The 21,774-nt window shown below is 35.2% G+C and carries 22 protein-coding genes; 2 read left to right on the top strand and 20 right to left on the bottom strand.

Translation table 11 applies throughout. The features are described 5' to 3' along the window. Positions 1 to 34 precede the first annotated feature (34 nt). The 16 genes from HMPREF3270_RS10030 to cmk all read right to left on the bottom strand — a co-directional run bounded on the left by HMPREF3270_RS10030 (position 35) and on the right by cmk (position 15,050). A complete protein-coding gene (locus HMPREF3270_RS10030) occupies positions 35 to 715 on the bottom strand; it encodes a zinc metallopeptidase (RefSeq protein WP_096754697.1) in 681 nt (226 codons plus the stop codon). 41 nt (positions 716 to 756) lie between these two features. Further along, the gene (locus tag HMPREF3270_RS10025; protein WP_002480966.1) at positions 757 to 1,371 is read right to left on the bottom strand and encodes a DUF1405 domain-containing protein; all 615 of its coding nucleotides are present in this window, start codon (positions 1,369 to 1,371) and stop codon (positions 757 to 759) included. Positions 1,372 to 1,376: 5 nt separating this feature from the next. Continuing rightward, the gene (locus tag HMPREF3270_RS10020; protein ID WP_070848723.1) at positions 1,377 to 1,934 is read right to left on the bottom strand and encodes a YpiB family protein; all 558 of its coding nucleotides are present in this window, start codon (positions 1,932 to 1,934) and stop codon (positions 1,377 to 1,379) included. A gap of 17 nt (positions 1,935 to 1,951) precedes the next feature. Beyond that, positions 1,952 to 3,199 (bottom strand): tetratricopeptide repeat protein, encoded by a 1,248-nt coding sequence (locus HMPREF3270_RS10015; protein WP_070848722.1) that lies wholly within the window; start codon positions 3,197 to 3,199, stop codon positions 1,952 to 1,954. A gap of 9 nt (positions 3,200 to 3,208) precedes the next feature. Next, positions 3,209 to 4,507, bottom strand: a complete 1,299-nt coding sequence (gene aroA, locus HMPREF3270_RS10010; RefSeq protein ID WP_070867251.1) for a 3-phosphoshikimate 1-carboxyvinyltransferase — start codon at positions 4,505 to 4,507, stop codon at positions 3,209 to 3,211. Between the two features lie 9 nt (positions 4,508 to 4,516). Continuing rightward, positions 4,517 to 5,593, bottom strand: a complete 1,077-nt coding sequence (gene aroB, locus HMPREF3270_RS10005) for a 3-dehydroquinate synthase (protein ID WP_070848720.1) — start codon at positions 5,591 to 5,593, stop codon at positions 4,517 to 4,519. Between the two features lie 17 nt (positions 5,594 to 5,610). Continuing rightward, the gene (aroC, locus tag HMPREF3270_RS10000; protein WP_023015191.1) at positions 5,611 to 6,777 is read right to left on the bottom strand and encodes a chorismate synthase; all 1,167 of its coding nucleotides are present in this window, start codon (positions 6,775 to 6,777) and stop codon (positions 5,611 to 5,613) included. A gap of 205 nt (positions 6,778 to 6,982) precedes the next feature. Further along, positions 6,983 to 7,432, bottom strand: a complete 450-nt coding sequence (ndk, locus tag HMPREF3270_RS09995) for a nucleoside-diphosphate kinase (RefSeq protein ID WP_002480972.1) — start codon at positions 7,430 to 7,432, stop codon at positions 6,983 to 6,985. 105 nt (positions 7,433 to 7,537) lie between these two features. Then, entirely contained in the window at positions 7,538 to 8,494 is a 957-nt protein-coding gene (locus tag HMPREF3270_RS09990; RefSeq protein WP_002480973.1) for a polyprenyl synthetase family protein, read from the bottom strand. A gap of 1 nt (position 8,495) precedes the next feature. Further along, positions 8,496 to 9,221 carry a demethylmenaquinone methyltransferase gene (locus HMPREF3270_RS09985; RefSeq protein WP_023015189.1) on the bottom strand — a complete coding sequence of 242 codons (726 nt, stop codon included), beginning with the start codon at positions 9,219 to 9,221 and terminating at the stop codon, positions 8,496 to 8,498. Positions 9,222 to 9,237: 16 nt separating this feature from the next. Beyond that, the gene (locus tag HMPREF3270_RS09980) at positions 9,238 to 9,795 is read right to left on the bottom strand and encodes a hypothetical protein (protein WP_002480975.1); all 558 of its coding nucleotides are present in this window, start codon (positions 9,793 to 9,795) and stop codon (positions 9,238 to 9,240) included. A gap of 179 nt (positions 9,796 to 9,974) precedes the next feature. Beyond that, the gene (locus HMPREF3270_RS09975; RefSeq protein ID WP_002480978.1) at positions 9,975 to 10,247 is read right to left on the bottom strand and encodes an HU family DNA-binding protein; all 273 of its coding nucleotides are present in this window, start codon (positions 10,245 to 10,247) and stop codon (positions 9,975 to 9,977) included. Between the two features lie 169 nt (positions 10,248 to 10,416). Continuing rightward, entirely contained in the window at positions 10,417 to 11,415 is a 999-nt protein-coding gene (locus HMPREF3270_RS09970; RefSeq protein WP_070848719.1) for an NAD(P)H-dependent glycerol-3-phosphate dehydrogenase, read from the bottom strand. A 19-nt stretch (positions 11,416 to 11,434) separates the two neighbouring features. Beyond that, the gene (der, locus tag HMPREF3270_RS09965) at positions 11,435 to 12,745 is read right to left on the bottom strand and encodes a ribosome biogenesis GTPase Der (protein WP_002480980.1); all 1,311 of its coding nucleotides are present in this window, start codon (positions 12,743 to 12,745) and stop codon (positions 11,435 to 11,437) included. 150 nt (positions 12,746 to 12,895) lie between these two features. After that, positions 12,896 to 14,086: a 30S ribosomal protein S1 gene (gene rpsA / locus HMPREF3270_RS09960; protein WP_023015187.1), complete on the bottom strand. Its 1,191-nt coding sequence runs from the start codon at positions 14,084 to 14,086 to the stop codon at positions 12,896 to 12,898. 292 nt (positions 14,087 to 14,378) lie between these two features. Next, the gene (gene cmk / locus HMPREF3270_RS09955) at positions 14,379 to 15,050 is read right to left on the bottom strand and encodes a (d)CMP kinase (RefSeq protein WP_023015186.1); all 672 of its coding nucleotides are present in this window, start codon (positions 15,048 to 15,050) and stop codon (positions 14,379 to 14,381) included. A 78-nt stretch (positions 15,051 to 15,128) separates the two neighbouring features. On the opposite strand from cmk, the gene HMPREF3270_RS09950 reads away from it, so the two are divergent. Next, on the top strand, positions 15,129 to 16,103 hold the full coding sequence (locus HMPREF3270_RS09950; protein WP_070848718.1) for an asparaginase: 975 nt from the start codon (positions 15,129 to 15,131) through the stop codon (positions 16,101 to 16,103). A gap of 61 nt (positions 16,104 to 16,164) precedes the next feature. Here HMPREF3270_RS09950 and ypdA read toward each other — a convergent pair whose 3' ends face one another. The 4 genes from ypdA to HMPREF3270_RS09930 all read right to left on the bottom strand — a co-directional run bounded on the left by ypdA (position 16,165) and on the right by HMPREF3270_RS09930 (position 21,317). Further along, the gene (ypdA, locus tag HMPREF3270_RS09945; RefSeq protein WP_070848717.1) at positions 16,165 to 17,151 is read right to left on the bottom strand and encodes a bacillithiol disulfide reductase YpdA; all 987 of its coding nucleotides are present in this window, start codon (positions 17,149 to 17,151) and stop codon (positions 16,165 to 16,167) included. Positions 17,152 to 17,304: 153 nt separating this feature from the next. After that, entirely contained in the window at positions 17,305 to 18,711 is a 1,407-nt protein-coding gene (gene ebpS / locus HMPREF3270_RS09940) for an elastin-binding protein EbpS (protein ID WP_083327626.1), read from the bottom strand. Between the two features lie 273 nt (positions 18,712 to 18,984). Next, positions 18,985 to 20,361, bottom strand: a complete 1,377-nt coding sequence (locus HMPREF3270_RS09935; RefSeq protein WP_070848716.1) for a RecQ family ATP-dependent DNA helicase — start codon at positions 20,359 to 20,361, stop codon at positions 18,985 to 18,987. After that, the gene (locus HMPREF3270_RS09930) at positions 20,361 to 21,317 is read right to left on the bottom strand and encodes a helix-turn-helix domain-containing protein (RefSeq protein WP_083326826.1); all 957 of its coding nucleotides are present in this window, start codon (positions 21,315 to 21,317) and stop codon (positions 20,361 to 20,363) included. The genes HMPREF3270_RS09935 and HMPREF3270_RS09930 overlap by 1 nt, the downstream gene beginning before the upstream one ends. 98 nt (positions 21,318 to 21,415) lie before the next feature. On the opposite strand from HMPREF3270_RS09930, the gene HMPREF3270_RS09925 reads away from it, so the two are divergent. Continuing rightward, positions 21,416 to 21,664: a ferredoxin gene (locus HMPREF3270_RS09925; RefSeq protein WP_002480988.1), complete on the top strand. Its 249-nt coding sequence runs from the start codon at positions 21,416 to 21,418 to the stop codon at positions 21,662 to 21,664. Positions 21,665 to 21,774 lie beyond the last annotated feature (110 nt).

Below are 21,774 nucleotides of genomic sequence, written 5' to 3'. Positions count from 1 at the left end.
TTTATATATCAACCGAATTTGACAAAGAGCCAAATTAATCGCTTGAGCGTGCAATTAAGATAAATCTTAATAATTCTGCAACTGCAACAGCTGTTGAAGCTACATATGTCATTGCTGCAGCACTCAATACTTTGCGTGCATGTTTATATTCTTTGTCATTAACGATATGCAATGATTTGATATTATTCATCGCACGTTTACTTGCATCAAATTCTACAGGTAATGTGATGATTGAGAATAAAACTGCAAATGCCATTAAGAAAATCCCAATCCATAACGCTGTAGAACCGATTGCCATTTGCATCGAAGTTAATACGATACCTGCCATAATTAAAATGTATGACAAGCTGCTACCGATATTAGCTAATGGGAACAATGCGTGTCTGAATCTCAAGTAGAAATAACCTTGAGCGTCTTGAATCGCATGCCCTACTTCGTGTGCCGCAATCGCTGTTGCAGCAACACTTGGACGATTGTAGTTCGCAGGAGATAAACGAATTACTTTTTTAGTCGGGTCATAGTGGTCTGATAAGAAACCTTGACCTTCTAGTACTTCAACATCATTGATACCATTGGCGTGTAATATTTCTTCAGCCACTTCTCGTCCAGTTTTACCACTTGTCGATCTGACTTGTGAATATTTTTCGTAGTTAGATTTAACTTTATGTTGTGCCCAAAGCGGCAAAATCATTAATATTGCAAAATAAATTATCATACTTACTAAAGACAAAATGCTCACTCCTTTATAACATTATTTTACTGAGAACGTAAACTTTGGTCAATTAATTTGCGTCGTATCAAAGGTTTTAAATAAAAATATAAAATGATGCATAGCGTACTTAATATAAACGCAATATATGCAACAAGTTCTAAATGCGTATCGATAAACGGATAGTATGGAAACTGCATAAAGACATAGTCTATTAAGTCATTATGGAATATCCAAATAATCGCAATGAGACCTGCACCTAAAGTGATTTTGAAGCGTGGATAAAATAATATGGCCTCAAATGCCATGATGCCATGTGACACTAATAACATCATCCCGCTGATTGTAATTTCATCGTATTGATAAAATAAAATCAAATTCATGATAACAGCCCATACACCATACTTGATGAGCGTCATAAATGCTAATGCTTCTATGATAGAACACTGTTTATTCAATAAGAACAACAAAATGGCAATACACAAAAAGAGCGAAGCTGTGGGACTATCTGGAATAAATATCCAATAATACCATGCAGCTTCTTTTAACTGACTGCCATACCATATGTAACCGTAAATTGTACCTAAAATATTACAAACTAAAACTAATAAAAGAAATGGGCGTGCATATAACGCCCATCTCCACCACTGCAAGATACTCATCGCTTTCATTCCTTTGTTGGGAAATTATAAGATTTCGCTTTAATCGTATTTAATAAGTGAGACAGTCGATAGAAGTATTCAGGATCATTAATTTGCAAGCTTAAATCTATTGTATTTTGTAGACGGTGAATCAATGATAATTCAGCCTGCGGTGTCGTTGTGACCGCATGCAGATCGCTCAAATGAGACGTATATTCTGGTGAAGTTAACAATTGTGCTAATAAAATTTCATCAATACGTATATCTCTTTTAGGGATATGAATTTTGATATCCAACACAGGCTTATCGTATGCGATAAGACGGAAGATTTCATTGGTATTATGATACTGCTTCTGATCAAGCGTCAGTTTAATTCCAATACTTGAGGTTTCATTCACCGCAAGTTCAAGTGTATTACGATGTGATAATGGTTCATCTACAAAATATACGCTCTCTAAACGCTGAATATCAGACTTGATTAAATTCAATACCCAAACGCTGATCCTAGATTTAAATTCATATTGAAAGAGTAAATAATCAATCAAGTTTTTCTTCTGCAGATTTAAACTTTCATAATCTCTCATTAAAATTCACCAACACCTTAATCGTATTGCAGTCGTTCAGCTTCTTGTTGCCATTCATCATTGTTTGGATCAAGTTCTAATAATTTAGGTAATAATTGTTTAGCTTGTGCAATTTGTCCTGTTTCAATTAAGAAGAAGTAATAATCTCCTAAGAAATCAGGATTATTTTCAAATGTAGGATAAGCGAGATCGAAGAAATGCTGCGCTTCTTTATCACGTTCTTCTGCCCCTAACGCATAAGCTAAGTTCCACATAAAGCGAGGATCTAAATCGTCTTCGCTCGCATATTGTAAGAGCGCGATAATCGATTCATTATCTTCTTTAGTACGATAATAGCTGCTAAGTTCAATTAAAGGTTCTTGATAAGCGTTATCTACTTCTAGTGCGTTAAGTAAGAGTTTTACCCCTTTTTCAGCATCTCCTTGATCTAATTCGAGTTTACCTGTTGATAACATTAGCTCTTTGTAGAAAGCATTAAGTCGTAAACCTTCGTGACCGACTTCAATGGCCGACTTATAATCTCTTTGATGTAAATAAAGCTGTTGGAGATAAAAATAGCCTTGAATGTAATCAGGGTCTTTTTCCATTAATGTGCTCATAATTTTAATGGCTTCTTGAACTAATTCATTTTTTTCATATGCTAATGCTTTCTTCATATAGTCTTCTGGGGTCATGTCTTGCTCATGAATGTCGTCATATAATTTAATTGCATCGTCATAGTTACCGCTTTGTAAAGCACTATCTGCAAGTCGCGCATACAAGTTGACCCCGTTTACCATATATTCACCAGTTTCTAGAACTGTTTCATATTCTGCAGACGCACGTAAATATTGCCCATCGAAGTACATCAATTCAGCAAGAGCGAAATGCAGAACGGGATCATTCGGTTCTAACTCAATCGCTTCTTGGACTTTATCAATGGCTACTTCAAGCATATTAATTTGTTGATATAAATCTGCTTCTAACATTAAACGTTCTGTACTCAGGTCTGCTTGGCTCAAATATTCTAAAGCTTCATCTGTCTTATCCTCAGAAATCAATCCATCAATGAAATAAATCAATAATTCTGGTTCGTTTGGATATTTATTGTATAAGGCTCTGAATACTTCTAAACCTTGAGGAGTTAAACCATAGTTATAGAGTGTTTCTCCTAACATGAATAATGTATCGTCATCAGCTGTTGAAATTGCTTGCTCAACTCTGCTGTCTAAGTTATCTATTTTTTGCAGATGAATATCATCAATTAATTTTTGTGTATCTTCCATACTTTCAAATTATCCTTTCTGTGCTATCGATTTAAGTAAAGGTAAGAATTCTGGGAATGAAGTGTTGACTGAATCGAATCGTTTGATGTAAAGCGGTTCAGTTCCTAATAGTGACGCAATTGCCAAGGTCATTCCAATGCGATGATCAGTGTAAGAACTTACCTCTGCTGCATGTTCGAATGTAGATGGATGAATCACAAAACCATCATTGGTTGGATGAACTTCAAAGCCGAGTAAGCCGAGTTCATCTGAAGTTGTTTCAATTCGATTCGTTTCTTTGTATTTTAACTCTTCTGCATCTTTAATCACGCTTGAACCTTGTGCTTGTGTACATAACAAAGCAACGATTGGAATTTCGTCGATTGCGCGTGTAATTAATTCGCCTGATATGTCGAGTGGTTTTAAATCGGGTGTGTATTTGATGCGTAAAGAAGCTGTAGGTTCCGCCCCTTCTGTCACATTGAAAATTTCAATGTTCGCATTCATTTTCTGTATTATATCTATAATACCAGAACGTGTCTCATTCATTCCTACATTATGAATTGTAATATCGCTGTCTGGTGTAATTAATGCTGCAACAATAAAGAAAGCAGCTGATGAAATATCACCCGGCACTTTAAAATCTCTGGCTTGAATAGAATCAATCGCACGTGGTGTCGTTTCAATTGTCATACCATCAGTTTTAATCGGTATTTGATAATGTGCAAACATGGTTTCAGTGTGGTTGCGTGTAATACCTATCTCGTGAATTATAGAAGACGCATCAGAAAATAAGCTCGCAAATAGAATGGCACTTTTAACTTGTGCACTTGCTACTGGCATTTTATAATCGATGCCTTTAATTTGTCCTTTATTGATAATTAAAGGTGTATAATTGCCATCAATACCGCGAATTGCAGCGCCCATCTCAGTTAAAGGATCAATGACTCTGTTCATAGGTCGTTTGCCGATAGATTCGTCACCAGATAATACAGAATCAATTCCTAATCCACTAAGTAATCCAGCCATGATACGTGTCGTCGTACCTGAATTACCCGTATACAAAGTTTGATGCGGTGTAACGAATTTTTGATAACCTGGAGAATTTACAATTACTTTATCATCTTCAACTTTAAACTCAACACCAAGTTGGCGAAATATTTGAATTGTACGTAGGCAGTCTTCTGCCAATAAAGGTTTATAAATAGTTGATTGTCCTTCTGCTAATGAACTTAACATAATCGCACGGTGTGTCATAGATTTATCACCAGGTACTTCTATTTCACCGCGTAAAGGACCTTGAACATTGATTTCTTCAGTTTTACTCATTAGTTTCACTCACTTTAACAGGTTTTGTAGTTGTTCAAATGCATTTTTGAGCACAGTATTATCAACATGTGTCACCACTGGTTTGCCAATTTCAGACAAGAGCACCATCTGAACGCCATTTTGATCGTTTTTCTTATCTTTTAACATTAAATTTAATAAAGGTTGGAATTCAGCATTTAAAAAAACATTAAGCGGATATTCCAATTTTTGCATATAATCTACGAAGTGTTGGATATCATAATTTGTGTCTAAAATGAGATTAGAAACAATGAATTGATAAATGATACCAATCATTACTGCGTGACCATGTGGTATTTTCTCATGATATTCAACCGCATGTCCAAAGGTATGACCAAGATTTAAGAATTTGCGTTTCCCTTGTTCATGTTCATCAGCAACAACGATATTCAGTTTTGTTTCAATACCTTTAAGTAAGAAATCATCTAATTGGTTAAGTTCTGATAATGCAGTTTTATTTGGATAAGCTGCTTCAATTTCACTTAGCGCACTTTCGCCGTTCAATAATGCGTGTTTATATACTTCAGCATAGCCACTGCTGATTTCAACATAAGGTAATGATGTTAAAAAGTCTAAGTCATATATAACAGCTTTAGGACGATGAAAAGCACCTACTAAGTTTTTACCTTGAGACGTATTGATACCTACTTTACCGCCAACGCTTGAATCATGTGCAAGAATGGTTGTTGGTACTTGTATAAAATCTACGCCACGTAATAATGTTGCAGCTACAAATCCGGCAAAGTCTCCAACCACGCCTCCCCCGATAGCGACTATACATGTATTACGTGTGATACCTGTTTCTAAAAGTTGTTCAAGCACAGACTCATAAACAGAAAAGGACTTCGTTTGTTCGTTTCCTTCTACTGAAATCATATGTGAAATCTGATTTGATTTGATAGCTGAAGTTGCTTGTTCTATTTTGGTTGGATGAAAACTTGCTACATTTTTATCAACAATGAAAGCGACATCTCTGTATTGTGACAAAAAAGTACTTAAATGAGTCATTGCATCATGCTGAATAATAATAGGATAGTTATTGTCTTGATATGTTGTCATCAGTTGCATCTTAATCACCTTTGATTTTAAAATTCAATGTTACGTTGTCTGCGTTCTTCTACTTGTGCTTGAAGTTGTTCCATATAGTTTGATTGGAATTCTTCTAATAATGATTTCGTAATTTCAAATGCTACTGCATGTTCACAAACGATACTTGCTGCTGGTACGGCGCAGCTGTCTGAACGTTCAATTGTAGCTTTGAATGGCTCTTTTGTTTCAATATCTACAGAAGCTAATGGTTTATAAAGAGTTGGGATAGGCTTCATCACACCGTTGACTACAATCGGCATACCATTGCTCATTCCGCCTTCTAAACCGCCGAGATGGTTCGAAGCACGTGTATAGCCTGTTTCTTCATTATAAAGAATTGGATCTTGGATTTGACTGCCTGGTTTTTCGGCTGCTTTAAATCCTTCGCCGAAGCTTACACCTTTAAAGGCATTGATACCGACTACCCCTTGAGCAATTCTGCCGTCTAATTTACGATCGTAATGAACATAACTGCCGACACCGACTGGCATATGATCAACGATTACTTGTACGACACCACCAAGTGAATCGCCGTCTTTTTTAGCTTGATCGATTTTATCTCTGATTGCTTGTGCTTTTTCTTCATTGATAACACGAACATCATTACTATCTTCATGAGATTTAATTGTTTCCAAATCATATTCAGCGTCATCTTTGATACCACCGATTTCAACGACACGGCTGTATATATCAATACCTAATTGTTTTAATAAAATTTTACATAAGGCACCGACAGCTACACGCGCAGCTGTTTCTCTTGCAGATGAACGCTCTAAGACGTTTCTTAAATCACGATGATTGTATTTAATACCGCCGACAAGGTCTGCATGACCAGGTCTTGGTTTTGAAATTTTACGTTTCATTTGTTCTTGTTCTTCTTCAGAAATAGGAGCAACACCCATAATATTTCTCCAATGTGTAAAGTCGTCGTTTGTCACTACAAAAGTAATTGGGCTTCCTAATGTATAACCATTACGTACACCAGAAACAATCTCTACTGCATCTTTTTCAATTTTCATTCGACGACCACGACCATAACCGCCTTGACGTTTAAACATTTCTACGTTGATATCTTCAGCTGTTACAGCTAAATTAGCTGGCACGCCCTCAACAATTACAGTCAGTTGCGGTCCATGGGATTCTCCAGAAGTTAAAAATCTCATTATGCAATCACTCCATTTCAAATTAGTAATAATAAGTATACCTACTATCATAGCACACGTGAAATATGGACAGAAACAATTAAAATGATTTAATTGTAAAATTTTTCTGACTATTGTAGCGGGTAAAAAATAAAACCAGACTGAATAAGTAATTCAATCTGGTTTACATTGGATAAAATGAATTTAATTTGTATACTCTATATTATTATTCGTATAACCATTCTTCATTGTTGGCTGTGTAAACACTTAGTTCATTAGGTTCGAACCATAAGCTGATTTCTCTTTTCGCAGATTCTGGAGAATCTGAACCATGAATAACATTTCTGCCTACAGTTAAGCCTAGGTCACCTCTGATAGTACCTGGTGCTGCTTCAGTTGGATTTGTTTTACCAATCATATTTCTTGTTACTTCTACTACATTTTCTCCTTCAACTACCATCGCAAATACTGGTGCTGAAGTAATAAATGAAACAAGACCTTCGTAGAATGGTTTATCAGCATGTTCACCGTAATGTGTTTCTGCTAATTCTTTGGAAACAGTCATAAATTTACCGCCAACGAGTTTTAATCCTTTTTTCTCTAAACGAGTGATGATTTCTCCAACGATATTACGTTGAACACCATCTGGTTTAATCATTAGAAAAGTTCTTTCCATTTCGCAAATCCTCCTGAAAATAGATGTGTATTTTTATGAATCTAAATAAATACATTTTTAGTTTAACAGTTTATTTAAGCGCTTTCAATATTTTGTGATTGTTTTTTATACATTTCTAGATTCCATACGCTTAATTAGCTTTTTAAACCATGTTGTAGCTGTGTTTTCTTCTAATTCATCTAACAAACGTACTGCTTTTTGTAAATAATGACGACTCACTTGCTTAGATTGGTCGATGCTGTCAGATTGTCTAATATAATTAACACAATAAATAAAATCTTCTTTTGGGCTATTTGGTTGTAATGCATCAATCTTTTGTTTGAATGATGGATTATTTCTGATTTCTAATAGCACTGGTAACGTTATATGACCATTCATTAAGTCGCTGCCAACTGGTTTACCTAGTTGTTTCTCAGTACTTGTAAAGTCTAGAATATCATCGACAATCTGAAAACTCATTCCAATATAATGTCCGATTCTTTTCATTTTATTAGCCGTTTTAGTATCTGCATGTGCAGATAATGCACCTAGTTCTGTCGCTAATTGAATCAACAAAGCTGTTTTGCGGTTAATTCGACGTAAATAATTTGTAACAGGTTGGTTTGAGTTGAATTGATCTTGGAATTGGAAGAGTTCCCCACGACATACATCTACAATAGCATGTGATAAAATTGTATGTATTCTTTTGTCTTCAATTGATGCAATGTGTTTTAAAGCTAAAGCTAATAAGTAATTCCCTGTTAATATCGCTGTATCTTGATCCCATTTTTTACTGATAGTCAAACGGCCTCTTCGTTTATCACTTTTATCAATCACATCGTCATGCACTAAAGTTGCCATATGAATCAATTCTAACGAAACAGCAATTTTATAAGTATCTTTGTTTCTAGGTGAATCCCCATATTCACTGCTTAAAATAACAAAAGACGGACGCACACGTTTACCGCCTGATGAAAGTAAATGGTGTGCCGCCTCTTCTAATACAACATTATTGCTTTTTATTGTGTCCTTCAGTTGTCTTTCAATTTTTTTAACTTCTCTATTAATGTTCAGCTTATCCACATTAATCACCTTTTGCTGTTTCTTTTTCCTTATACCCTAAATGCATTGCGGCAACTCCGCCAGTGAAACTTTTAACTTCAATATCTCTGAAGCCTGCTAATTGGAACAGCGCTTTAAGTTCATCACGATCTGGGAAGTTGAAAGCTGACTGTTGAAGCCATTCATATTCTTCTTTAGATTTAGCGAAAAACTTACCGAAAATCGGCATAACAAATTTAAAGTATAATTGATAAAGTTGTTTGAAAACTGGGATTGTAGGTTGGCTTGTTTCTAAGCAGACCACCATGCCACCTGGTTTTAAAACACGGTTCATTTCTTTAAGTGCAATGACATAATCAGGGATATTTCTTAATCCGAAACCAATTGTTACGTAATCAAATTCATTATCATCAAAAGGTAATTCCATGGCATCGCCTTGTACAAGTTGAATGTTAGCCATATTTTTAGTCTTTTCTTCTCCAACTTTTAACATGTTTTCACTGAAATCTAGACCAATGACTTCACCTGTAGGACCGACAGCCTTGCTTAATGAAATTGTCCAGTCCGCTGTACCGCAACAAACATCTAATGCTTTGCTGCCAGGTTTAACTTGCATTGATTTCATGACGCGCTTACGCCATACTTTGTGCTGTTCAAAACTGATAATATTATTGAGTCGATCATACTTAGTGGAAATGTTTTGAAAGACTTTGTGCACTTTTTCTTTATCTGCTTTATTTTTAGCCATATATATTACCTCTACTTTATTTTATATTACTGCGCAATTCATTAAAAATAGCTTCGAGTTCTGTTTCACTATAATCTTTAAGATACGCTGGATAATTTTCTGAAGCGTATTGAATTAAACTATCTTTTGCGTTGCTTAATTCAACATTTGGATTGAAATGCTGGATGGTAATTGCAGGGAAAATAGTTTCAATATATCGAACTGCGTCTTTTATCGCGTCATGAGAAAGCGTTTTGTAATGCAAAGCGGTTTTTAATTCGTTTACTTTAATGATTGCATTGCTCATAGCTTCTAGATATTCTGAATCATTGATAGATGCTGTCAACGTATAAAAATGTGCACTGATCAAATCTCCTATCAGAATCGCATTTTTAGAAAGATGACTACTCGTGATTGAATCAAGATGACTCATGGATGTATCAATTGCGAGGCATGCTAATTTTGCGTCAGGCAAAATATCTTGCGCATCAAGTACATGAGCCAATTGATGATTATACTGAATTGGTTCATGACTATGTATACCATTAAGCTTACGATCTATTTGGTTTTTTAATGTACTTAATGTTGAATCCATGTCTGCACCTCACGTTATTAATCAATAATCATCTTAACATTATATATAGAAAAATAAAATCACTTTTGTTCAACTGCTTGCAATATCTAGCAATTTCAGTCGTAAAAGTAATTCAATGTAAAAGTATGTAATAAAAAGAAAAGCCCCGAAAAGGGCTTTTCTGTTAAGTATTGAATTCATTATTTAACTGCATCTTTTAAAGCTTTACCAGCTTTGAATGCTGGAACTTTGCTTGCTGGGATGTCGATTTCTTTACCAGTTTGCGGGTTGCGACCTTTACGGGCTGCACGTTCGCGAACTTCAAAGTTACCGAAACCAATCAATTGTACTTTTTCACCGTTTGATAGTGAGTTTTGAATTGATTCGAATACAGCATCAACTGCTAAACCAGCTTCTTTTTTAGTTAATTCAGCTTGTTCTGCAACAGCATTAATTAAGTCTGTTTTGTTCATTATGAGTCACCTCCCAAGGGTTTGCTAATGATAACTTAATATCATTATGCTATGACTTTAACACAACGGCTCTTACTATCGCAATTATTTATAAGCATAAAACCGCGATTTATAAGGTTTTTTAGCCACCTATGTGTAAATATACAATAATAGTAAATTAATTTAATTTCTATTCTGACTTTTTGTCTCTATCCATTAATAATTTTAAACTTTTCTCTAATGGCACATTTTCAAACAATACGCCATATAATGCAGATGTTATCGGCATATCAATGTGTTTTTCTTTAGCTAAATTATGCACAGATTCAGTTGTATAGAACCCTTCAGCAACCATGTTCATTTCTGAAAGTGCTTCTTCTACTGTTTTACCTTGGCCGATTTTATACCCAAGTGTATAGTTTCTTGAATGCGTTGAAGTACAAGTTACAATTAGGTCCCCGATACCGCCGAGACCTAAAAACGTCATCGGATCTGCGCCAAGTGCTTCCCCTAATCTGCTGATTTCAGCTAATCCACGTGTCATTAAGGCTGCTTTAGCATTATCGCCGAACCCCATACCAGCTACAATACCACTAGCCACGGCAATAATGTTTTTTAAAGCGCCTCCTAATTCTACGCCGACCAAATCGTTATTCGTGTATACACGCAGATATTCATTCATAAATAAATCTTGTGTTAATTTACTGATTTCTGGGTCTTTAGAAGAAGCTGCAACAGTTGTTGGTTGTTGAATAACTACCTCTTCCGCGTGACTTGGTCCAGATAATACAGCAACACCGCCATTATGTTCTGGCGCAACAGAATCTTCAATCATTTCTGATACACGTTCGAATGTTGAGTTTTCAATTCCTTTTGCGACATGGATAAACACTTTTTTCGAATCTAATTTCTCATCGATTTGTTTAACTACTTCTCTAATAGCTTTTGTTGGTAGTGCAATCAGATACGTATCTGAAAAATTGACAGCTTCTTCTAAATCAAAAGTGGCTTTAATTGTCTCTTCTAATTTAGCTTCGTTTAGATAGCGTGAATTTGTATGATAAGTATTGATTTCCTCAATGCTTTGTTTATTTTTACCCCACATTAAGACCTCGTGACCGTTTTGTGCGAGTACATTCGCTAATGCTGTACCAAAACTGCCCATACCAAAAACGGCAACCTTACTCATATACTTCATCCTTTCAATACTAATTTCGTTTTCTTGGAATTATTTTGATTGGTGTTCCTTCGAAACCAAATGCATCTCGAATCTGATTTTCTAAGTAGCGTTTATATGAGAAGTGCATTAGTTCTTCATCGTTAACAAATACCACAAATGTTGGTGGTTCAATAGCAACTTGTGTTGCATAAAACACTTTTAATCTGCGACCTTTATCAGTCGGTGTTGGATTCATTGCGATAGCATCTGTGATAACTTCATTCAATGTTGAGCTTTGAACACGTTTTTTATGGTTTTCGCTCGCTTCATTGATTAATGGGAACAATGTACGTAAACGTTGTTTTTCTTTCGCAGAAACAAATGCGATTGGTGCATAATCTAAGAATTGGAAGTTTTTACGAACTTCGTCTTCGAATTTTTTCATGGTTTTACTGTCTTTTTCAAGCGTATCCCATTTATTTACTACTATAACAATAGCTTTACCTTCTTCGTGTGCATAGCCTGCAACACGCTTGTCTTGTTCAATAATACCTTCTTCAGCATCTAAGACAACAAGTACGACATTAGAGCGCTCTATGGCCTTTAATGCGCGTAATACAGAGTATTTCTCTGTTGATTCATATACTTTACCTTTTTTACGCATACCTGCTGTATCAATTAAGACATAATCTTGTCCTTCATAAGAATATTCTGTGTCAATGGCATCGCGTGTTGTTCCGGCGATATTAGAAACAATAACACGATCTTCCCCAAGAATTGCATTGACTAAGCTGGATTTACCAACATTAGGACGTCCGATTAAAGATAATCTGATAGTGTCTTCATCATAAAGATCGTCGCCTTCATCTTTGAAGTGTTTAGCTACTTCATCTAACAAATCCCCTAAACCAAGTCCATGTGAACCTGAAATTGGGAATGGTTCTCCGAAACCAAGTGCATAGAAATCATAAATGTCTGCTCTCATTTCTGGATTATCAACTTTGTTGACAGCTAAAACGACAGGTTTATTTGTTTTATAAAGCATCTGCGCAATCATTTCGTCAGTTTGTGTTAATCCTTCACGTTGGTTAACCATGAAAATAATAACATCTGCTTCATCAATTGCGACTTCAGCTTGTGCTCTGATTTGTGTTTGGAATGGTGCATCAGATAATTCAATACCGCCTGTATCAATGATATTGAAGTCATGTGTCAACCATTCACCGCTAGAATAGATGCGGTCTCTTGTAACGCCGGGTGTATCTTCTACAATCGATACACGCTCTCCGACAATTCTATTGAATATTGTGGATTTACCGACATTCGGTCGACCTACAATAGCAATAACAGGTTTAGTCATAAGCTAACTTCCTCTCTTTCGTATATCTAGTTAATTTTATCACATGGCTTATTTAAAGCAAAAGAAATTTAGGCAATAAAAAAGTCAAGACTGTAAAGTGTGAAGTTAGGACACTTACTACAGTCTTGACTGATGTTAGCGAATTACTTATTAAAATTTAAGGTTTTTCAATTTGTCGCCGAACATTTCACCTAATGTTGGGTTATCATTGTCTTCTTCTTCATGTTTACCTTCAACATAGTCACGTGATTCGTCATCGTCGATTTGAAGTACTTCTTCTTCAGCTGGTACAGCTGCTTTGATAGAAAGTGAAATTCTTTCATTTTCTTCATCAACGCTTAGTACTTTCACAGTAACTGTTTGGTTAGGTGCTAGTACATCGCTAGGTTTAGCGATATGTTTGCGACTGATTTCTGAAATATGAACAAGTCCTTGAACGCCAGCAGCAATTTCTACAAATGCGCCGAAGTCAGTTAATCTTACCACGCGACCTTCAATTACTGAATCCGCATGGATTTCACCTTTAATACTTTCGAATGGGCTTGGTAAAGTATCTTTAATTGAAAGTGAGATTCTTTCTGAGTCTCTTTCAACAGATTTTACTTTTACTTTAACTTTTTCGCCCACTGAAACAACGTCTTCCGGTTTATCAACGTGTTCGTGAGAAAGTTCAGATACGTGAACTAAACCATCAACACCGCCGATATCTACGAAAGCACCAAAGTTAGTTAAACGTGCGATTGTACCTTCAATTACATCGCCTTCATTAAGAGATTCTAGTAATTCAGCTTTTTTAGCTTCATTACGCTCTTGTTCAACTGCTTTACGGCTAAGGATGACGCGATTATTTTCTGGATCAAGTTCTTCAACACGTAGTTCTAAAACTTGTCCATCAAAGCTTGAAAAGTCTTCAATGAAATCAGTAGAAATTAATGAAGCTGGGACAAACCCTCTTTGTCCTACGTCTACAACTAAACCGCCTTTAACGACTTCAGTTACTTTTGCTTCGATAATTTCGTTATTTTCTTGTTTCTCTTGTAAATATTGATAAGACTTCTCTTGTTCTAATTGACGAATTGAAAGGATATATGCACCTGTTTCATTTTCTTCGTCATTTTCTACCTTAGTCACATAAGCTTCTACCGCATCTCCTTCTTTGACAACCTCATTTGGGCTATCAATATGATGAGTAGATAATTGACTAATCGGTACAATACCGCTAAATTTGCCACCGTCGACATCAACAATCACTTGTTTTTCTTCGACTTTTTGGACTTGTCCAGAGATTTTATCTCCTTCTTTAATTTCATTAATCATTGATTCATTGAATTCTTCAGTCATCTTGTATGCCTCCTTGTACACTACATAATTATAACATCTTACAAACTGACAGAATTGTCAAGAAATTCACCTCTATTCACAAAAAGTGAAGAATTCTCTCAAGTTCTGCAGTAAAAAAGTATTATTTTTACGTTCCAATGTACGTATTTATTCTCACTATAATATATACCACAAAAACTCATTTATTATTCACAGTATGGCATAATTATTTGAATCTGTTAGCATCGCCATAGAATGATTATGAATTTTTATAATCAAATTAATATAATTAACATCAGCCTAACATCTTAAATTATGACTGCTTGTTTTGTGTTTCACTGATAAGTTGATTAATTACTTCAGCTACTTCTTCGATAGATTTTCCAGTTGTGTTCACAGTAATTGCATCATCTGCTTGACGTAATGGAGATATTTCACGAGACATGTCGTATTCATCACGTGCTTTGATTTCTTTTTTTAATTGATCTAAAGAGGAAGGAATTCCGCTTGCTTCATTTTCTTTTTGTCTGCGTTCAGCACGTTCATCAACAGATGCAATCATATATACTTTTAATTCAGCATCTGGTAACACTACTGTGCCAATGTCACGTCCATCCATCACAATCCCTTTCTCAGCAGCTAATTGTTGCTGTACTTCAACCGCAAATGTTCTAACTGGTTCTTTAGATGCTACGTAAGAAACATTTTGTGTGACTTCGTTAGAACGTAAGAAATCTGTAATATCTTCATCATTTAACAACACACGTTGACCTTTCACATCATCATAAACCAATTTTAATGTTACATTTTCAATAAGAGATTGAAAGTCTTCTGGTTTACCTTCTTTTAAATATTTATAGGTAATTGCACGATACATCGCGCCTGTATCTACATAGATCATAGAATGGCTTTCAGCAACCTTTCGTGCAATGGTACTCTTGCCCGCTGCTGCAGGGCCATCAATAGCTATATTAATTAAACTCATATCTAGAAAACCTTCCCTTGTCGTTTATTCATATTTATTTTATCATAAAAACGTATTATAGAGATAGGAGCGATGACATTGAAAAAGATTTTAGTCATGCATACCGGTGGTACAATCAGTATGTCTGAAGATGAAAGCAATAAAGTAGTAGAAAATGAAGAAAATCCCATTTCAAAGCACCATGATATTATCAAACAATATGCAGACGTTACTGAGATTAACCCTATTAATCTGCCGTCTCCCCATGTGACAATTGCAGATGTTGTTAAGCTCAGGGATGTTATTGAAGAAAACAGCAAGCATGATCAATACGATGGTTTTGTAATTACACATGGTACAGATACTTTAGAAGAAGCAGCATACTTATTAGATTTAATTACACAAACTGACAAACCTATTGTAATCACAGGTGCAATGCGCTCCTCTAACGAAATCGGTTCAGATGGATTGTATAACTTCATTTCAGCACTTCGTGTGGCTGCTTCAGATGATTCATCTGATAAAGGTGTAATGGTTGTATTTAATGATGAAATTCACACTGCGCGAAATGTAACTAAAACACATACATCAAATACGAATACTTTCCAAAGTCCTAACCATGGACCATTAGGTGTATTAACAAAAACGAGTGTACAGTTTCACCATAAACCATACAGACATAAAATTTTAGATAAAATCAATCCGAAATTAGATGTACCTATTGTTAAAGCTTATATGGATATGCCGAGTGATATTTTCTTGTTTTACAGTGAAAGAGCAGTTGACGGTATTGTAGTTGAAGCCCTTGGACAAGGTAATTTACCCCCTACTGCTTTAAAAGGATTAATGGCTTGTTTAGATAAAGGTATTCCTGTAATCCTGGTATCAAGATCATTTAACGGTATTGTTGGTCCTATCTATGCTTACGAAGGCGGCGGATACGATTTAGCACAAAGAGGCGTCATCTTTTCAAATGGTTTGAATGGTCAAAAAGCACGTCTTAAGCTCCTTGTTGCGATGAGCAATCATTATGATAAAGAACAACTTAAAGCATACTTTGATGCACAAGTATAATTGGATATAACTAAAAACCGAGAAGCAGCTAGTACTGTTTCTCGGTTTTTTGAGTATTGAATTAAGATTCAAGCGGTGTTTGTTTTTTAGCAACAATATTTTGTGCAATAATGCCACCGTGGAACTTGCCATTTTCAATGAAAATAGTATTTGCATCATTACCAGCTGCAATAACACCTGCAATATAGCAATTTTCTACATTTGTTTCGTAGGTTTCTCTATCATACACAGGTGCAGTACCGAATTCATTTGTATTAATATCGATACCAATCGTTTGTAAGAAGTCATAGTCTGGATGATAACCGATCATCGCAAAGACATAATCGTTAGGAATTGTATAAGATTCGCCTTCTTGTTTAAATGTTAGGCTATCCTCATCAATCTTAGTCACGTTTGCATTAAAATGCATATCGATTTTTTCATGTCTTACTAATGATTCGAAGTTAGGTAAAATCCATGGTTTGATTGCTGATGAATAATCTGAGCCACGGTAAAGTACTGTCACATTTGCACCTGCTTTTTCTAGTTCAAGAGCTGCATCAACTGCTGAGTTTTTACCTCCAATAATCACAACGTTTTGGTCAAAATAAGGATGTGCTTCTTTGAAGTAATGGAAGACTTTTGGCAATTTAGCACCCTCTACTTCCAATTCGTTATGTTGACCGTAATAGCCTGTCGCAACAGTCAAGAAACGACATTGATACGTATCTTTAGTTGTTGTAATTGTGAAGCGTTTACCCATTTTTTTAACTGTAAGCACTTCTTCAAATGCATGAATATTTAATTGATGATACTTAACAACTTCTCTATAGTACACCAACGCTTGATTTCTTCTTGGTTTATACTCTTCAACGATGAATGGTACATCGCCGATACTTAATTTATCACTAGAAGAAAAGAATGTTTGATGCGTAGGGTAATTATAAATAGACTCTACAACATTCCCTTTTTCTATTACTAATGTTTCAATTCCTTTTTTCTTTTGTTCAATCGCAGCACTTAACCCGCAAGGTCCGCCGCCGATAATGATACTTTCTACTGTTTGCATACAGTTGACCTCCTTCTTCACACCCCTAATATTATATCAGTCATACAAATTTTTAAAAGGTATTCATCTATTTTCATCTGAGAAAGATTAGAAATTGTGAAGCATTAATGAAAGAAAAAACCTCACTACCATTTTGTAGTGAGGCTAATATCATTATTGTGGAATAACTAGTTGTTGTCCATTTGAAATATTATTGTTGCTTAAACCATTTGCACGTTTGATTTTTTCAACATTTTCTGGTGTACCTTCACCATAGTATTGGATTGCAATTCTATATAAGTTTTCTTTACCGTATACTGTATGTGTTTGGCCACCTTGATTATGTTGTTGTGCTTGTTGTGCTTGTTGGTTTTGGTTGTATTGATTGTTTTGTTGACCTTGCTGATTTTGATTATATTGACCGTTTTGGTTTTGTGCAGCGTTTTGTTGTTGATCATAAGCATTTTGGTCTTGATCTTGTGCTTGTGATTCGTCAGTTGCTTCTGAATCTGAAGCGGCATGATGTTTAGAATGATCGTGTTTTGCTTTATCAGATTTTTTATCTTTGTTTTTGTCTGCTGCTTTTTTATCTTTATCTTCATTTTTATCTTTAGCTGCATCTTTATTTTTGTCTTTATCCGATTTTTGTGCAACTTTGTTGTCGTCTTGTGCTTTATGACTGCCTTGTTCTGTTAATGCTAAACCAGCAAAAATTGCGATAGCTGCGATTAATAATAAGCCTAAAAGTAAAGGAAGTAATTTTTTTAATCCGCCTTTATTCTTTTTAGGCGGTTCTCCGTCATTGCCAGCACTGCCGTTTCCGGAACTACCATTGCCAGAACCGCCATTACCTGCGCCTCCGTTTCCAGAACCTGCATGCGCTGATTTGCTTGCAGCAACGCCTCCAGCTACACCGGCAGCACCGGCAGCAGCAGCTTTTTTACCAGAGTTGTCTTTTTTTGTTGTGTCTTTCTCTTTAGGTTGCTCTTCAGTTTTTTGTTTTTCATCTTTTTTCTTATCAGAATGTTTTTGAGCAGCTTTACCAGCAGCAGCGCCTCCAGCTACACCAGCTGCACCAGCAGCTGCAGCTTTTTTACCAGAGTTGTCTTTTTCAGTATTTGTGGGTTCTTCTTTTTTGATATCTTTATCTTTCTTATCATCTTTAGATTCAGAAGCTTTTTCATGATTTTTTTCTAGATCTTTACCGATAATACCGCCGCCAACACTGCCTGCTGCTGTACCTGCAGCTTTTTTCTTGCCGTTTTGTTGACCTTTTACAGTTTCAGAAATATGACCTTTTGACTCTTTTTTCGTTGGTTCTTCTTCTTGGCTATGTAAGTCATTTGGTTTTTCTGTCTTTTCTTCACGTTGATGTGTTGCAGTAGCACGTCTTCTTTGACGTCTTTTATGCGCATTTCTCGGTGGGAAATGTTGTTCCTGCTTTTCTTTTATAGGTTCTTCTTGATGATTTGTTTCTGTGTCAACTGACTCGTCTAAATGATCAGGCTTTTTATGAGATGGTTTAGGATCAATCGATTGACGGTTGCGTTCAAAATCATCTTTGAAATTGTTGTTTGACAACGTCATCATCCTTTCTATATTAAAAATATTTTTATTTACATATGTAGTGTTCATACCCTAAATGAAGAGGTTGAAAAACACATCTTGTAAGTTAATTATAACTTGCAATACATACTAAGCAAAGAGAATTATACCCTATCTGCAACTTGTTTTTCAAAATAAAGTATCCATTTAACTACGTTGTCACAAGTTTATATTATTTCTACTAATATCTCTAGGATGTAAGTGGTTATTCACTAACCATAACATTAAATCAAAGGATAATGATTAATATTAAGTAAATATTTGGTTTAATTTTTCTAAATAATCCATTTTTCTTGCGACTTTCTTTTTATTCAATACATTTATAGGTTGAATTGTATTATCATTGTCACAACATTTTTCTGTCGGAGTGATCGTTTCTCCGAAATATGACATTAAATAATGACGTCTGCAAGTTGTTAAGTTTTTGTATCCCATCATAGTTAATAACCCTTCTTTTTTGCGTTGTTCTGAGATTGAGAAAATCGTTTTTATTTGTTCGATTGTATATTGAGTTGCTAAAACATCAAGAATTTCTGCCTTTTGTTCAGGTAAGTTGGCACCTTGATCAAATGCATCAATATCAGCTTCAGTTATGATATCCGCAAAAAGAATAGTTTCTAATAAGAAATAGTCGTCTGGTTGATAAAGACTGATAGCTTGGCTAAGTTGTCCATCCCTTCCGGCACGACCAATTTCTTGAAGGTAACTTGAAGGGCTGACCGGTAAATGATAATGAATGACTGTGCGGATATCAGGTTTGTTAATTCCCATGCCAAATGCACTTGTTGCGACAATCATAGGAATTTTATTTTGTATGAATTGTTGTTGTACAGTTTGTCTTTCTTGATATGATAAATCACCATGGTATATGCCGGTAAGGTAACCTTCATCATAAATCATTTGCGCTAGTTCCCTACACTTTTTCTTTGAAGATACATAAATAATAGTTGGTCCTGAATGTTCTATGAAAGATTTTAACCATTCATTTTTCTCGGCGTTATTTTCAAAGTTGAGATGAGATAACATAATATTATCTCTGCTCATTTTGGTTTTGACCACCTTCAATTTTGTCTGTACGATATCTTCTATATCCTCTTGTAAATGTAATGGTGCAGTCGCAGTCAGTGCGAGCAATGTCGCTTTTGGAAATTTTTTAGTGATCCTGCCAATTAACGCGTAATGCGGTCTGAAATCATAACCCCACTCTGTAATACAGTGTGCTTCATCAAGCACAATCATACCCAAATCTATCGAATCAATCCATTTAATATTATCTTGATGCAAGATAAATTCAGGACTTAAAAAGATAAACTTTGATGATTTCAATTGTTTTAAATTCTTCATCTTTTCTTCATAACTCATACCAGAGTGAATGTAACTGACAGAACGTTCTCCGTTCTTTCGCATCTGCATAACTTGATCATCCATTAATGAAATTAGAGGAGAAATGATAAGTGTGGGTTTTTGTTTAATATAAGTCGGCAGTTGATAGCACAAACTTTTACCACTACCAGTAGGTAAAATGCCTAAAGTGTGCTGATGATTCAATACATTTTCGATAATAGGTTTTTGACCTTCTTTAAATGAATCAAAGCCAAACCATTTTTTTAAAGTTTCTTCCAGCATCAAATCCCCTCCCTCGCTAATATGGTAATCGCAAGTTTAATTTCGAAATAGCTCATATTAGGAAACGCTGCCTTAAAATTTCGTAATCGTTCTTCTTGGCGGTCAATATAAAATGTTTTAAATTCATTTAAAACTTCCTTATCCAAATACAAGCTGTAATCAGTAAAATATCCTTTAATATATAGCTCAATGATATGGTCTTCAATTGTATTTAATTTTACGCCTTCTTTTTGTGCAATTGCTTCTAACGATAAACCGTTATTTACTAACTTTAATGTATCTTTAGTATTGATAGAAAGCGCAGGTAAGATAATAGCTTGGTGCAAGATAGGAAATGTCTCTTGATCTTCCAATAAATGCATCATCTCGACTAAATCATTCATTTTAATGATGGCTAACTCTGACATTTTTAAATTTTCGATTAAGCTGACTTGTTGGTTCGTATACATGACTTCATCATAACCTTGTAAGAAATAATGCAATATAGAACGCGGCTGTGCTTGGTTTAATAGTTCGAAAAGCTGATATATTTCTGTTTTAAATGCATCTAAGCTTTGCTGTGCTTCAAGCTTAAAATAAATAGTTTTTACTCGCTTTTGTACTTTACTGATTTCTGAAACGGGTATAAAAGAAAGCGTGTGATGTTGTTTGAATGAAATGGTTTGTATTAACAACTGCAAAACTTGAAAAGTCTGTTGGATACTTTCAAAGGTATAACGTGTTGAAACTTTTAACGGAATTGATGATAAATCTTCGTTATTCTGATGATAGATTCGTTCGAATGACGTATATTTTAAATCAGGTTGACTATGATATAATGATAAAAGTTGTTGGCTACATGCATCAAAGTAGGTTTGATGCGTTTTAGCACCAATCAGTATATTGTAGATACTTTTGTCAGTTTTATAATGAAATGCATGCTTTTTTATGTATTGAATTATTTCGTTCAAATCCATCATCACCTATGACTTATAGTATTGAAAAAAGAAAAACTGGTGTTAAAATATAAATTACGTTATCAGTGTAGCATTTTTAGAGAAGGAGGCGAAGTAAATTGGCTAAATATACGATTGTAGATATGGATACATGCATTGCTTGCGGCGCATGCGGTGCTGCAGCACCTGACATTTATGATTATGATGATGAAGGTATTGCATATGTTATCTTAGATGATAATGAAGGGACAGCGCCTGTTCCAGAAGAATTATACGAAGACTTAGAAGATGCAGACGAAGGTTGCCCAACAGATTCTATTAAAATTGCAGACGAACCGTTTGATGGTGATGCATTAAAATTCGAATAGTATCAATCGTGAGACCAGTTGGCTGTCTTCGCTTAACATAGATTGATAAAATAAGACAAATAATGTCTTAAAAAATGGGGCTGGGACATAAATACAGTCCAAAATAAAAT

The sequence above is a fragment of the Staphylococcus sp. HMSC65H10 genome, from assembly GCF_001839185.1.
GTDB lineage: Bacteria > Bacillota > Bacilli > Staphylococcales > Staphylococcaceae > Staphylococcus > Staphylococcus simulans.
This window is presented reverse-complemented; position numbering and strand designations above follow the sequence as displayed.

What these genes read in the sequence shown, in the direction of transcription:
- HMPREF3270_RS10030 (WP_096754697.1), bottom strand. Translation starts at nt 715, where the DNA reads ATGATAATTTATTTTGCAATATTAATGATTTTGCCGCTTTGGGCACAA.
- HMPREF3270_RS10025 (WP_002480966.1), bottom strand. Translation starts at nt 1,371, where the DNA reads ATGAGTATCTTGCAGTGGTGGAGATGGGCGTTATATGCACGCCCATTT.
- HMPREF3270_RS10020 (WP_070848723.1), bottom strand. Translation starts at nt 1,934, where the DNA reads ATGAGAGATTATGAAAGTTTAAATCTGCAGAAGAAAAACTTGATTGAT.
- HMPREF3270_RS10015 (WP_070848722.1), bottom strand. Translation starts at nt 3,199, where the DNA reads ATGGAAGATACACAAAAATTAATTGATGATATTCATCTGCAAAAAATA.
- aroA (WP_070867251.1), bottom strand. Translation starts at nt 4,507, where the DNA reads ATGAGTAAAACTGAAGAAATCAATGTTCAAGGTCCTTTACGCGGTGAA.
- aroB (WP_070848720.1), bottom strand. Translation starts at nt 5,593, where the DNA reads ATGCAACTGATGACAACATATCAAGACAATAACTATCCTATTATTATT.
- aroC (WP_023015191.1), bottom strand. Translation starts at nt 6,777, where the DNA reads ATGAGATTTTTAACTTCTGGAGAATCCCATGGACCGCAACTGACTGTA.
- ndk (WP_002480972.1), bottom strand. Translation starts at nt 7,432, where the DNA reads ATGGAAAGAACTTTTCTAATGATTAAACCAGATGGTGTTCAACGTAAT.
- HMPREF3270_RS09985 (WP_023015189.1), bottom strand. Translation starts at nt 9,221, where the DNA reads ATGGCTAAAAATAAAGCAGATAAAGAAAAAGTGCACAAAGTCTTTCAA.
- HMPREF3270_RS09980 (WP_002480975.1), bottom strand. Translation starts at nt 9,795, where the DNA reads ATGGATTCAACATTAAGTACATTAAAAAACCAAATAGATCGTAAGCTT.
- HMPREF3270_RS09975 (WP_002480978.1), bottom strand. Translation starts at nt 10,247, where the DNA reads ATGAACAAAACAGACTTAATTAATGCTGTTGCAGAACAAGCTGAATTA.
- HMPREF3270_RS09970 (WP_070848719.1), bottom strand. Translation starts at nt 11,415, where the DNA reads ATGAGTAAGGTTGCCGTTTTTGGTATGGGCAGTTTTGGTACAGCATTA.
- der (WP_002480980.1), bottom strand. Translation starts at nt 12,745, where the DNA reads ATGACTAAACCTGTTATTGCTATTGTAGGTCGACCGAATGTCGGTAAA.
- rpsA (WP_023015187.1), bottom strand. Translation starts at nt 14,086, where the DNA reads ATGACTGAAGAATTCAATGAATCAATGATTAATGAAATTAAAGAAGGA.
- cmk (WP_023015186.1), bottom strand. Translation starts at nt 15,050, where the DNA reads ATGAGTTTAATTAATATAGCTATTGATGGCCCTGCAGCAGCGGGCAAG.
- ypdA (WP_070848717.1), bottom strand. Translation starts at nt 17,151, where the DNA reads ATGCAAACAGTAGAAAGTATCATTATCGGCGGCGGACCTTGCGGGTTA.
- HMPREF3270_RS09935 (WP_070848716.1), bottom strand. Translation starts at nt 20,361, where the DNA reads ATGCTGGAAGAAACTTTAAAAAAATGGTTTGGCTTTGATTCATTTAAA.
- HMPREF3270_RS09930 (WP_083326826.1), bottom strand. Translation starts at nt 21,317, where the DNA reads ATGGATTTGAACGAAATAATTCAATACATAAAAAAGCATGCATTTCAT.